General features: G+C 56.6%; 11 protein-coding genes and 1 tRNA gene. 7 read left to right on the top strand and 5 right to left on the bottom strand.

Going from position 1 to position 12,613, the window contains the following annotated elements:
- Positions 1-16: 16 nt before the first annotated feature.
- Positions 17-589: a fasciclin domain-containing protein gene (locus CFT68_RS03820; protein WP_088842090.1), complete on the top strand. Its 573-nt coding sequence runs from the start codon at positions 17-19 to the stop codon at positions 587-589.
- Positions 590-932: 343 nt separating this feature from the next.
- Here the strand turns inward: CFT68_RS03820 and CFT68_RS03815 are convergent, their stop codons facing one another.
- Positions 933-1,541 (bottom strand): TlpA family protein disulfide reductase, encoded by a 609-nt coding sequence (locus CFT68_RS03815; protein ID WP_245815268.1) that lies wholly within the window; start codon positions 1,539-1,541, stop codon positions 933-935.
- Positions 1,542-1,593: 52 nt separating this feature from the next.
- Between CFT68_RS03815 and CFT68_RS03810 the strand changes: the two genes are divergently transcribed.
- The gene (locus tag CFT68_RS03810) at positions 1,594-2,235 is read left to right on the top strand and encodes a flavin reductase family protein (RefSeq protein WP_088842089.1); all 642 of its coding nucleotides are present in this window, start codon (positions 1,594-1,596) and stop codon (positions 2,233-2,235) included.
- A gap of 53 nt (positions 2,236-2,288) precedes the next feature.
- A complete protein-coding gene (locus CFT68_RS03805) occupies positions 2,289-2,684 on the top strand; it encodes a DUF4259 domain-containing protein (RefSeq protein WP_088842088.1) in 396 nt (131 codons plus the stop codon).
- Positions 2,685-2,807: 123 nt separating this feature from the next.
- On the opposite strand, the gene CFT68_RS03800 is transcribed toward CFT68_RS03805, so the two are convergent.
- The 3 genes from CFT68_RS03800 to pdxH all read right to left on the bottom strand — a co-directional run bounded on the left by CFT68_RS03800 (position 2,808) and on the right by pdxH (position 5,451).
- Positions 2,808-3,419 carry a Maf family nucleotide pyrophosphatase gene (locus CFT68_RS03800; RefSeq protein ID WP_088842087.1) on the bottom strand — a complete coding sequence of 204 codons (612 nt, stop codon included), beginning with the start codon at positions 3,417-3,419 and terminating at the stop codon, positions 2,808-2,810.
- Positions 3,400-4,722 (bottom strand): DUF1015 domain-containing protein, encoded by a 1,323-nt coding sequence (locus CFT68_RS03795; protein ID WP_088842086.1) that lies wholly within the window; start codon positions 4,720-4,722, stop codon positions 3,400-3,402. The genes CFT68_RS03800 and CFT68_RS03795 overlap by 20 nt, the downstream gene beginning before the upstream one ends.
- A 78-nt stretch (positions 4,723-4,800) precedes the next feature.
- On the bottom strand, positions 4,801-5,451 hold the full coding sequence (pdxH, locus tag CFT68_RS03790; RefSeq protein ID WP_088842085.1) for a pyridoxamine 5'-phosphate oxidase: 651 nt from the start codon (positions 5,449-5,451) through the stop codon (positions 4,801-4,803).
- A 349-nt stretch (positions 5,452-5,800) separates the two neighbouring features.
- Here pdxH and CFT68_RS03785 point away from each other — a divergent pair, with 349 nt between their 5' ends.
- From CFT68_RS03785 to CFT68_RS03770, 4 genes are all read left to right on the top strand, one after another.
- On the top strand, positions 5,801-6,367 hold the full coding sequence (locus CFT68_RS03785; protein ID WP_088842084.1) for a YqgE/AlgH family protein: 567 nt from the start codon (positions 5,801-5,803) through the stop codon (positions 6,365-6,367).
- Between the two features lie 43 nt (positions 6,368-6,410).
- The gene (locus tag CFT68_RS03780) at positions 6,411-8,765 is read left to right on the top strand and encodes a DUF349 domain-containing protein (RefSeq protein WP_088842083.1); all 2,355 of its coding nucleotides are present in this window, start codon (positions 6,411-6,413) and stop codon (positions 8,763-8,765) included.
- A 255-nt stretch (positions 8,766-9,020) separates the two neighbouring features.
- Positions 9,021-9,093: transfer RNA gene (locus tag CFT68_RS03775), tRNA-Thr, on the top strand.
- Between the two features lie 602 nt (positions 9,094-9,695).
- Positions 9,696-11,759 carry a tetratricopeptide repeat-containing sensor histidine kinase gene (locus CFT68_RS03770; protein ID WP_088842082.1) on the top strand — a complete coding sequence of 688 codons (2,064 nt, stop codon included), beginning with the start codon at positions 9,696-9,698 and terminating at the stop codon, positions 11,757-11,759.
- 424 nt (positions 11,760-12,183) lie between these two features.
- Here CFT68_RS03770 and CFT68_RS03765 read toward each other — a convergent pair whose 3' ends face one another.
- On the bottom strand, positions 12,184-12,612 hold the full coding sequence (locus CFT68_RS03765) for an EamA family transporter (protein ID WP_088842081.1): 429 nt from the start codon (positions 12,610-12,612) through the stop codon (positions 12,184-12,186).
- Position 12,613 lies beyond the last annotated feature (1 nt).

The raw sequence follows: 12,613 nt of genomic DNA, 5'->3' as shown, positions 1-12,613 counted from the left end.
TTACTCACAAACCCACATGAAAAAGCATCTGCTTTCTTTCGCCTTTGTAGCCCTGATGGGCGCTGCTTCAGTTACTTCAGTATCGGCTCAAGCCAAGATGGTAGCCGGCACCGTTTCAGTAGGCGGTGAGGCTATGTACCCCAACAAGAACATCGTAGAAAACGCGGTCAACTCAAAAGACCACACCACGCTGGTAGCTGCTGTAAAAGCAGCCGGTCTGGTAGAAACCCTGCAGAGCAAAGGCCCATTCACGGTATTTGCACCTACTAATGCGGCTTTCAATGCCCTGCCCGCTGGCACGGTAGAAACCCTGGTGAAGCCGGAGAGCAAGGCCACCCTTACCAAAATCCTGACCTACCACGTGGTAGCCGGCAACATGACGTCGGATAAAATCATGGCGGCCATCAAGGCTGGCAAAGGCACCGCTTCGCTGAAGACGGTAAGCGGCGGCACCCTGAAAGCCATGATGAACGGCCCGAAGAACATTGTATTGGTAGATGAAAAAGGAGGTGTATCCACTATTTCAACCTACGACGTAACGCAAAGCAACGGCGTGATTCACGTAATCGACAAAGTGCTGATGCCCTAATCGGGGTCTGGCATTTAAACAAAAAAATAAATACACCTGGCGCACCGGTAAATATTTATCGGTGCACCAGGTGTATTTATTTTTTTGTTTAAATAACTTCGAATAAATAACAGATTATTTATTCGATAAATTATGGAATTATTTTTCTACCTCGGCCCCTAACCCCCTTTGCCCTTGGCCGTTGAATGGGGCAACGGCCTGCTACCTGGCCGTTTTCAACCATCGGTCATGAAAGAGAATGAAATTGAGCCCCGGCAAAACCGGGCCATCTATACCTTGATGGTAGTGGTGGCCATTGTGGCCCTGGGGTTTGCCATTTGGTACCACACCCGCGCTTAAAGCGTTACCGCTTCTGCCAGCGGCGCAAGAGGCCTAGTATTTCGGGGGAGTCGTATTCGGCCATCCCTTCCTGCGACCCGATAATTTGTCCGGCGGGCGAGAGGATAAACGTGGCCGGAATACCACTGGTTTGGTAGGCCGCCGGCAAGGGAGAGCCCGGCGAATAGGCCGGCACCGTGATGCCGCGGCGGGCTAGGAAGCGGCGGGCCTTTTCCGGGTTTTGGTCGAGAGAAAGCAGAACAAAGGCCACACTGTCGGGGTTGGTTCGGCGGGCAAGTCGGGCAATATCCGGCAGCTCCGCCACACAGGGCGGGCACCAGCTGGCCCAGATATTCAGAAACACCACCTTGCCCCGCAACTCAGAAAACGGCACCGCCGGCCCAGGCTGGTTCAGGGGCAGCAAGACCAGCGAATAATCGGCAGTAGGATACTGAGCGCCCGGCTGCGCCGCCTGCGTAGTTAGCTTAGGCTGCCACAAACCCGTGCTGAGCAAGCCCTGCTGCAGGCGGCCCAATACCTCGGTGTGCCAGCCGCTCAGGTACAGACCTAGGCCTATCAGTAGATATACAACCGGCTCCAACCAGGCACGCTTGCTGAACAAAAAACGAAACATCTGGTAAAGGTCGGGACTTGCCTTCTATCTCCGACTTCTTTTGCTTGCCTTTATGCCTCACTTTACCGCCGCTGACCTTGCTGGCCTGGAAAAAGTATTCCGCCTGAATCTGATCAACTCTGTGACGGGCTACAAACCCGCCAACCTGGTGGGGACGGCCGCCCCCGACGGCGCCACCAATGTTGCCGTCATCAGTTCCGTGGTGCATCTGGGGTCTAACCCGGCCCTGATTGGCTTTGTGATGCGCCCGGCCAGTGTGCCGCGCCATACCTACGAGAATATTCAGGCCACCGGGCGCTACACCATCAATCATGTGCACAGCGGCATTATGCGAGAGGCGCATGCTACCTCCGCCAACTTTTCGCGCGAGGAATCGGAGTTTGATGCCTGCGGCCTGACGCCGGAATACCGCGACAATTTTGCGGCTCCCTATGTGCAGGGCAGTCGGGTGCAGATGGGCCTAGAGCTGGTGCAGGAAGTGCCCATTGAGGTAAACGGCACCATTCTCCTGATCGGCCGGGTAGAGCAACTGTACCTGGGGGAGGAAATTCTGCGTCCCGATGGCTCTCTGGATTTACCTGCCGCCGATAGCGTCTGCCTTTCGGGCCTGGATACCTACCACACAGCCACGGCCCAAGCGCGCTATGGCTACGCCCGCCCCCACCAACCGCTGCCGGAATTACCGCTGGCCTAGGCCGCTTCGCAGGCTCTTCTATCTTTGCGGCTTCACTTACCTGACTTGTTCTTATGGGCGCTTTTGGCTTTCGGAATTTTGACAACGACGACGCAGCAGACTTCCTGGCCGATTTTGCCGATGACCCAAGTGAGCTGGTACTGCTCGAAACTCTGGTAACGGCTGCCGAAGACGAAGGCTACCTCGAAGCCGACGTAGCCGCCCACGCGCTGGCCGCCGCCGAAATTGTAGCCGCCTGGCAGGGCCAGCCAGCCCCCGACTTTCCCGAAGACCTGCGCGAGCTGGCCGATGAGCTCGACGTCAGCGACGAAGACGAGTTGACGGAGCTGGCACGCCGCGCAGTACAAGCCGTTCTCCGCAACTCCGAGCTGCTGGATTTGTGGCAGGACTCCAAGGAACTCCCGCAGTGGCAAGCCGCCCAACAGGACTTGCTGAAGCGGCTGGAGTAGCCAATCTAGCTCCGAAGAAGTAAAAAGGGCGTCAGGCAGAACCGCATTCTGCCTGACGCCCTTTTTTTATCAAATTGAAACTGTTTTGGAAGTTAGAAGAACGACCTCAACAGCTTCAAAACATCAGATGCTTACGGCACCCAGCTTTTCCAGCTCTTCCCACACGCGGTGAACGGGTAGGCCCATTACGTTGAAGTAGGAGCCTTCCAGGTGCGTCACGGCCACCATCCCAATCCAGTCCTGAGCACCATAAGCCCCGGCCTTATCGAAGGGTTTGTAGTGCGCCACATAATGCTCAATTTCAGAGAGCGTAAGCGCACGAAAATGCACCCGCGTCTGGTCCGAGAACACCACTTTGCGCCCGTCGCCAGCCAGCAGGCACACACCCGTGTACACATCATGGAAACGCCCCTGCAGGCGCTGCAGCATCTGCACGGCTTCGGCCGCACCAGCAGGCTTATTCAGCACGTCATCATCTAGGCACACAATGGTATCAGCGGTGAGCACCAGCTCATCAGGCGCTAGGTCTGAGGCATAAGCCGAGGCCTTGTGGGCGGCCAGGTACTCAGCTACTTCGGCCCGCACCAGATGCGGCGGAAACGACTCGTCTACCTCGCGCAAACGCACCTCGTAGGCCACTCCCAACTCCGTAAGCAGCTGCCGGCGCCGGGGAGAATTGGACGCCAATACCAGGCGCGGACGAACAGGAGCGGAATCAGGAACGGAAAGCGGCATAAAATGGGTGGTCGGTTTCGGCATCGCGGATACTGGTAAACAGGAAGCCGCCGATGGTTTTTGGGAAAAAAAACGTGGACTTGGGCGGCATCACGGCGCCGGAATGGCACACGCGCTCCACTTCCTCCATGGTCACTTCGTTGGTGATGAAAGCGGCGCGGGCCTCGCCGCGGTCTACGCGGGTGAGGCACTCCGGGAAATTGCGCACGTAGGCCACTCCCGTCCATTGGCGCTGGGCCTCGGGCCCCACAATGCCGAGCACTTTCTCCAATACAAAGAAATGTAGCACCGTCAGGTCCAGCGCTTTCACTTCGGGCGTCGTAGGCCAGTCGAGCTGGGCATGCACTTCGGGGCGCAGCCGAAGCTTATACACCTGTCCTTCCCCCAGATACAGCCCAAACGCCCACTGCTTGCCCGCAATACGCTCCGGCAAATCATAGGGGTCATCTAGAGTGAGAAGCGTAAAGTAGGGCGCCAGCCGCGCGAGCATTTCCTCCCCCGATAGGCCTACGGGCAGCTCCAGTACCAGGCGGTGCGTGGGCAGAATGCGCAGGTCGTCGGCGGCGGCGTTGGTGAGGTACATGAGGTGGAAGTTCCAGGCTTCCTGGCCCGTGTAGGCCTCTCCGGCGGCCAGGCGCCGGGCCTGCCGGTAGGCCAGGGAGCCTTCGTAGCGGTGGTGGCCATCAGCCAGAATCACCTCCCGGGCCGCCAGCACCCGCTGAAACCGGTGGATAATGGCCGCATCCTGAATCACGGCCAGCACGTCGCGGGCGCCTTGGTAGTCCTCCTCCGTTTGATAGAGCGGGTTGCGCATGGCCTCATCCATGTAGCGTTCCAGTTCGAACTCCTCGTCGCGGTACAGCCCGTGGGTAGCACTGGTCTGAAACTCGGTGCGGCTCAGCAGCTCGGCCCGGTCGTTGACGGCGGTGGGCAGTGTGTTTTCGTGGCGCAGCACCACATTCTCGGCCCAGTCGTAAGCCCTGATGTGGCACATAAACCCCTTGCGGCAGTACTCCCGCGAGCTGCCCGGCAGCCGGAAATACTGGTAATACACATAGATGCCGGGCAGCTGATCCTGCAGCAGCACGCCCTGCTGCTGCCATTCCTGCAGCCGCTTCCGCGCCAAACCAGCAGCATCTTCGCCCCGCGGCACCGAAAGATGAATGCTGTTCAATGGATTACGGTACAGCGCCTCCCGCTGCTTCGCCGATACTACATCAAAGAGCGGCGACACATAATCATCAATTTGTTGGCTTAGCTCCGAATTATAGCGCCAGCCGCGTACGGGTTGAATTTCGGCCACTCAGAAAAATTGCGTTGTGGAAAAGTAAAGTCATAATAAAGAAGGGACGACCGCCAGAATCTGCCGCCGCCGAGTGGCCTAGGGAGCCAGCCTGGTCAGCCTCCACCCCTCGCCGTGGAATTCGTACACAATCCGGTCGTGCAGGCGGCTGGGCCGCCCCTGCCAGAATTCCACCCGCTGAGGCCGTAGAATATAGCCTCCCCAATGCTCCGGACGCGGCAACGGCTCCTGGCCGGCAAAGCGCGCTTCCACTTCCCGCTCGCGCTGCTCCAGCTCCTCCCGGCTCTGAATGGGCTGGCTCTGCGGCGAGGCCCAGGCACCGATCTGGCTGCTGCGCGGCCGGCTCTGGAAATATTCCGTCGATAAAGTTTCGGGTGCTTTCTCTACCCGGCCCTCCACGCGCACCTGCCGTTCCAGGGCGGGCCAGAAGAAGGTAAGGGCCGCCAGTGGCCCAGTAGCCAGTTCCTGCCCCTTGCGCGAATCGTAATTGGTGAAAAACAAAAAGCCCGCGTCGTCGGGCAAGCCTTTGAGCAGAACAATACGGGCGGAGGGCTGCCCGGCTTCATTCACGGTGGCCAGCGTCATGGCAGTGGGCTCTTCTACCTGAGCGCTGATGGCCTCATCCAGCCAGGCCCGGAACTGGCGCACGGCATCGGGTTGCACATCGGCTTCAGTGAGCGTACGCTGGGCATACGTCTTGCGCAGGTCGGCAAGGTGCGGATCAATCATGGGAGAAGAAAGGGAATAGTAAACCACGAAAAAAGATAGCCTAAGGCCAGCTACCCCGCTATCAAATGCTAAATTAGGGACTAGCGGGAAAGCCCGTTCGACCCCTGTGCTTTGTAGGCCACTCCAGCCTTTGTAGAAAGGCCTACGAAAACTAGTAACCACCGAAAGCCAGTAAATGCTCGAAAGGTAGCACAATGCAGCAGCTAACGGAACCCACGCCCCCCTGCCCAACGTACTTCTCTCAGGGCTTCGGCCCGCTCGGCGCCGACAAATCACGGCCGTTTTTGTTGGTACTTCCACGTACATCCTGCTCTGTTACTCCCTTGCTCACTTCCAACCACTTCCTCCCATGCCGCGCCTACGCCCTGGTAGTTTGCTGATTTCACAGCCGTTTCTCGGTGACCCTAACTTTGAGCGGACGGTGGTACTCTTGTGCAGCCACTCCGAGGAAGAAGGCTCTTTTGGACTGGTCCTGAACCGGCCGGCATCGCTGCAGCTCGGCGACGTGCTCGAGTTTCCGGGCGGCGACGCGCTGCCCGCTGCCCGCCTGCCGCTGGGTATGGGAGGCCCCGTACAACCGGATACCCTTCATTATCTTCACCGGCGCGCAGAGCTGCCTAATGCCGTAGCGCTAGGCCAGGAAGTGTATTGGGGCGGCGATTTTCGCGAACTTCTGCAAGAGCTGCAAACCGATGCGCAACCCGCCGATGATGTGCGCCTCTACGTAGGCTATTCCGGCTGGACGGCCGGGCAATTAGCCGAGGAAGTGCGTGAAAATGTTTGGATTGTGCACCCCAATGCTGCCGGGAAAGTATTTACTTTGGATAACGATGCCTTTTGGCGGTCGATTTTGCGCGAAAAAGGAGGCCGCTACCGCATGCTATCCAATTATCCTACAGACCCCCGTCTGAATTAACCGCGCCCCCACCGCCCATTTGGGCCTTTCTCCTCTGAACCTTATGCTACCCGACAACGATACCACCGCCCCCACTCCCTCCGACGATGCATCGGAGTCGCCGATGAGCATTCTGGAGCGCCGCTTGGCTGAAATCAAGTCGCAACAGGATCCTGCTAATACCCCCACGGATCCACCAACGGAAGTCCCCGTGCCGGCCGATACCCCTGTTCCGACCCCAGTGGCGCCGGAGGATATCACGGAGCGCCCCGCGCAGGGTCCCGCTTCCACATCATCTCAGCCTGCCGGAGCGGGCACTGCGGAGCCATTGCAGCCCGAGGAAGGCTCTCCGGAAGAAACCGCCGCCTTGGAATCTGCCACCCATCTGCCTTCGAGCGTGAACGAGGCCCCGCACTCTGCCGGCGAGGCCCGCTCACTGGCGCACTATGGCACCACAGAGCCTGAAAATTCTGCTGAGGCGCCTCAGCATCCTCAAGTGGCCGAAGCAGCTCACACTGAAAGCGCTGCTCCTTCCGATGCCATGGAGCAGGAAGACCCGCATGTGAAACCCGTAGTAGATCTAGAGCCCGGCGAAAGCCTGGAAGAGGCCCTGGAAGAAGCGCCTTCTGTTGCGTCGCTGCATACTTCCTCCGATGCCGCCGCGACTTCCGAAGAGGAGGACTATGTAGCGGAAACGCACGGTCCCGACTTCAACACGCTGGACCTTACGGCGCAAACAGTTCATCTGCAAGCCCTGCTGCAGAAACCCGATGCCCGGCAGAACCGCAAGCAGATATTCGACTTCTACCGGCATTACGACACCCAAATTCAGGCCGACCGCACAGCCACCCGGCAGCAGTTCGTGGATGCTGGCAACGAGGCCAACGATTTCAACTACACCGGCCCCGAAGGATATCAGGATCTGACGAAAGCATTCCAGGAGTTTCGCGACAGCCGCGTGCGCGATACCAAAGCCGAAGACGAGCAACGGGCCAAAAACCTGGCGCACAAACAGTACTTGCTGTCGCAGTTGCGGCAACTGGTAGAATCGGCAGAAACCAAAGACAGTTCCGCCCGTATCAAAGCGCTCCAAAACGATTGGAAGGCCACCGGTCCGGTGCCGCAAAAAGAAACGCAGGAGCTCTGGAACAACTACCACGCGCTACTGGATATCTACTACAACAACCGCGGTCTGTTCTTCGAAATGAAGGAACTGGACCGTCGCCGCAACCAGGAAGCCAAAGAAGCACTTGTAGTGCGGGCAGAAGCCTTGCAGCAGCAATCCAGTATCAACAAAGCGCTGCAGGACTTGCGCCAGCTCCACGAAGAATGGAAGCACATTGGCCCGGTGCCCAATGAGCAGCGCGAAACTCTATGGCAACGCTTCCTGCAAGCCTCCGAGAAGGTCCATGACCGCAAGAAGGAGTTTCTCACCTCGCGCTCCACTCAGGAGAATGCCAACCTAGAGCGTAAAACAGCACTTCTGGCGCAGTTGCAGCCTTTCGGTGAATTCCAGACGGAGCGTGTAAACGAGTGGCGCTCCAAAACCGATGAGCTGCAAAAGCTCAAGGAAGAGTGGGACGCCGCTGGCCTAGTACCCCGCGAAAAGGCCGAGCAGATGAACAAGCAGTTCTGGGGAGCCTATAAAGGGTTCTTCCAGCGCAAAAACCAGTTCTTCAAGGCACTCGACGAAGAGAAAAACACCAACCTGAAGCGCAAGCTTGAGTTGTGTGAGCAGGCCGAAGCAGCCCTCCAAAACACCGATTGGGAAGAAGCCCGCGAAACCATTATCCGGCTTCAGAAGGAATGGAAACTCATTGGCCGTGTTCCAGAGAAGCAGTCGGACAAAGTTTGGAACCGCTTCCGCACCGCCTGCGACTCCTTTTTTGATCGGAAGAAAGAAGAAGTACGCCAGCGTGAGCACCACGCCCAACAACTAAGTCGCGAACAGGTTCAGCACCTAGACCAGCTTGGTGAAACAATAGGCGCCCTCACTCCTGATACTCCGGGAAGTATAGAAGGATTCCAGCAGCACGTGAGTGCCTGGCGGGCCTTTGACACCGGTGCTGCTCGGGGAAATGAACGAGCCGAAGAGAAGTTTCAAACCCTGATGAGCAAATACCTGGATACAGTGCCAGGGCTTTCCTACGCGGAGCGCACAGATCTACTGTTTAGCCTGCAAATAGAGCGACTAAAGTCCTCGCCCGATGCCCAGCAGCAGCTTTACAAAAAGGAACAGCTGTTGCGGCGGGAAATTAACGAGCTGGAAAACGACATCTCCACCCTGCGAACCAATCTGGAGTTTTTCGCACGCTCCAAGAACGCTGGCCAGCTGCGGGAGGAGTATCAAGGCCGCATAGACGAAGCCCAGGCTCGGATTGACGCGCTGAAAAAGCAGCTGAAAGTGGTCCGCAGTTAGGTGCAGACCGCACACAAAACGCAAAAAGGCGAGACATCTGTCTCGCCTTTTTGCGTTTTGTGTGCGGTCTGCACCTTGGTCTTTATGAAATTCACTAAATAATGCCTAGGCGACCTTGCAATGCAGTTACCAGTATATCAAGCGATTGACGTGAACAAGGAATTTATTCCGAAAATTGACGTGAAAAAAATCAAGTTATTTCGCTCCGGGTGTTTGGGAATACCGATCCTATACTTAGTTTTGCACCCAGTTAACGCCTCCTTAGCTCAGCTGGTAGAGCAACTGACTTGTAATCAGTAGGTCGCTGGTTCGATCCCGGCAGGAGGCTCTTAGCCTGCAAAAGCCCTTGTAAATCCATGATTTGCAAGGGCTTTTTTGCGTCCAGGCCTGTCTGTTCTTAAAAAATCCACTACAGGGTGAAGTCGAGAATGTCACAAAAGTGGCTCACCTAATCGCGCAAAGTGTAGCCTAGGCCAGTATAACGGCGGGATTTTACTTTTAATTTAGCTTTATCCTATATTATATACTTTTGTTTACAGTCACAATCAACCTGTTTTTAGCCTTTCCACTAACCAGTTGATGGTTGAGCTTTGTGAAATATCACTTGCACTAGCGCCTCAATGCCTGTAACCCAAACCTCCTCTCAGCTCCCTATGCTTTCGGTGTTGGCTGTACTGCTCTTGGCGGGAGAAACACTTCCTGCAGCACCTCGGCTGGCATAGCCTTTTCATCATCCGCTCTCCCTGCAAGTGTACTGCGGGTGCGCACATGTACTTTTCCTGCCGACTCGTTTAGCAAACTAGGTTACAAGCTGCTTAGACTGTTGGCCCTTGCTGCAGCGTGCAGTTAATTTTATATTTTATATATTTTTTATGACGATTTGTGGAAAGCGTGTAAATATCGGCGAAGAGGTTATCTATCTTCGCATCCATGATCCGACGCGAACTTAAGAGCCTGCTTCTACTGGCCCTGCTTTGGGTAAGTAGCAGTACTGTCTGGGCTCAAAGTCCTCAAACCAAATACCTACGACAAGCACTGGCTGCCGCTACCTCCGACACAGCTCGGGTACTGCTACTAGCCGATTTAAGTGCCACTTATCGCTACTCCCACTTCGATTCTGTGCAGCAGTATGCCCGAAAAGGGTTATTGCTGGCTCAACAACTGGGGTACACAAAAGGCCAGGGCCGCTGCCTCTCGCGCATTGGCATCCTGCTGAGTGAGCGGGGCAATCTTCCGCAGGCGTTGCGCATAGATCTGCAGGCGCTTCGATTGAATGAGGCCAGCCACGATACTGAGGGAACAGCCCGGACGCTCAACCAAACAGGGCTGCTGTATTATGCATTGGAAGACTTCGTCCCTTCTTTACGGTACTACTTCCGGGCCCGCAGGCTGTACGAGCAGGCCCAGGTAAAGGACACCTCTCAGTTAATCAGCGTTCTGACCAATATTGGCGCGAGCTATGAAGGGCAGGGCCAGCTGGATTCGGCGTCGCTGTTTCTAAATCAGGCCTGGCAGCTTACCCGCCGCTCGACTTCCGTGCATCAGAGCTGCTGGGGGAACCCGGCCCCGTATGTATTGCGCGAACTAGGCTTGCTTCAGGTGGCGCTAGGCCACCCCGATGCGGCATTGGCCTACTACCGGCGGAGCGCCCAGGCAGCTGGGCCGGAAAACGACCTACGGAGTGCCTGCCGGGCTTATCAATACATGGCTGATCTTTATCAGACCCGTCAGGAGCCCGATTCCTGCACCTATTATGCCCGCAAAGCCTTGCAGCTAGGCCAGTCATTGCCGTTCATTATCGGGGTGGTTAGGACCAGCTCACTGCTTACTGATATTTTCCGTAGCCGCAACCAGCCCGATAGCACCCTGAAATACATGAGCATTATGCTCATGGCCCAGGACAGCCTCTACAACCCTCATCGTATAAAGCAGTTGGATGCTATTGGATTTGCGGAACAGCAACGCCTGCGCCAATTGGAGGATGAGCAAATACAGTACCGGGCCAGCGCGCGCACGGTAGGCCTGCTGGTGGGTGTGAGCGTACTGCTGATTCTGCTGACGCTGATGTTGCGGCACAACCGGCAACAGCAGCGCACCAACCAACGGCTGCTGACGCTGAACGGGCGCGTGACTCAGCAGGCCGACGAGCTGAAGGTGCAGCGCGACAGTTTAGTGCGCACCCTCAAGGAGCTCAAAATAACGCAGGGACAGCTGATGCTCCGCGAAAAGATGGCCTCCTTAGGCGAATTGATGGCCGGAGTGGCCTACGAGATACAGCATCCGGTAAATAATGTGCGCAAGTTCGCCGCTATCAGTGTGGAGCTTTGTAAGGAAGTCCGGGGGGAGCTGGGGAAAGGCAAAATCTCCACCTATGACCAGGAGGTGATGGATGAGATGCTGCAGAACCTGGGCCAGAACCAGGAGAAAATCATGCACTACAGCCAACGGGCCGAGTCCATTGTGCGGGGGATGCAGGAATACTCCCAGGACGGCAACAGCCCGCGCCAGCCCACCAACCTCAACATGCTGGCCGAAGAATATCTGCGTCTCACCTACCATGATTTGCGGGCCAAGCATCATATGTTCAACTGTGCTTTGCTACTCTACCCCGATCCGGCCGTTGGTTGGGTAGAGGTCACCCGTCAGGAAGTCGGCCGGGCGCTGGTGGGCGTGTTCACGACCGCGCTCTACGCCGTGCAGCAACGGCAGACGATGGGCGAGGAAGACTATGTGCCACAGGTCTCGCTTACCACTACCCGCACCCGGCAGGGAGTTGAAATCCGCTTTCGGGATAATGGTGTTGGCTTCTCCGAAGCAGCGCTGAAGAATCTTTTCCAGCGCTTTCCGACTGGAGAAACCCCCAACGATAACAGCCTTGGCCTGGCCCTGAGCTATGATCTAATTACCAAGCGGCTGATGGGCACCCTAAAGGTGTTGCCTCAGAAAGATGAATACACTGAATATCAGATTTTTCTCCCTCTACAGGCGCTCTAATCACAGAGCACTCAGGTGTGGGAAGCCATTTGGAAGTCAGGCCTGTCCCGTAATAGTTGTGGCTTTCCGACTTCGTGTGAGGAACCATAAAAAGCGAATAAGCCGACCAGCAGGCCGTGTCACAATTTCACCAGTAGTTAACGCTTATTTCACAGCGAAACTGCGCTACAACTGGCGTATAACCCGTTTTTCATTTATCCGGTGTGCGGCAGGGTGCGCATTATGAGTCACAAATAACGCGGTATTTGCCTTGGTTACGGGACAGAATGACGGCACCTTTGTGTCACCCTCTCGCTAGTCGGCAGCTACTGCCCGCTAGCCTCGACCGTCCCCTTTCCACAACCAAATGCGTCAGCCGGAGAATTATTTCTCCGGCTGACGCATGTTGAAAGCTGTCGTAAGCATACGCAGGGGTATGCGCTTGTCAATGCCCCCGGGCCAGCAGGGCAATGCCTATTACAATGCTGAGCAAGCCGGCAGCCTGAGACCAGGAAAGCGTTTCGCGCAGCACCACTAGGCCTAGCACAGCCGTCAGCAGAACGGAGCCTCCCACAATTACGGGCGTGCCTACTGAAGAGGGTAAGCCTCGGCCAAATACCACAAACGTGAGGATTTCGGCCAGGCCTACGCCCGCCCCGGCCAGCATGGCCAACCCTACCCCTTTGCTGCTGATATCAAGTGGCTGGCCTTTCAGCCTCAGCCAGACCAGCCAGATACCGCCTAGGCCAGCGGCTACCAGCTGCAAAATAACGGCGCCGGCTGCCGCTGAAATGTGCCCGGAAGCCAGCTTAATAAAGAAATTATACAGAGCCAGGCAAAGAGCTGTGAGTAAGGCAAGTAAGAGCCAATGCATA

The sequence above is a fragment of the Hymenobacter gelipurpurascens genome, from assembly GCF_900187375.1.
In the GTDB taxonomy this organism is placed as follows: domain Bacteria; phylum Bacteroidota; class Bacteroidia; order Cytophagales; family Hymenobacteraceae; genus Hymenobacter; species Hymenobacter gelipurpurascens.
Note: the sequence above shows the minus strand (reverse complement) of the source record. Positions and strands in the feature narration are given on the sequence as shown.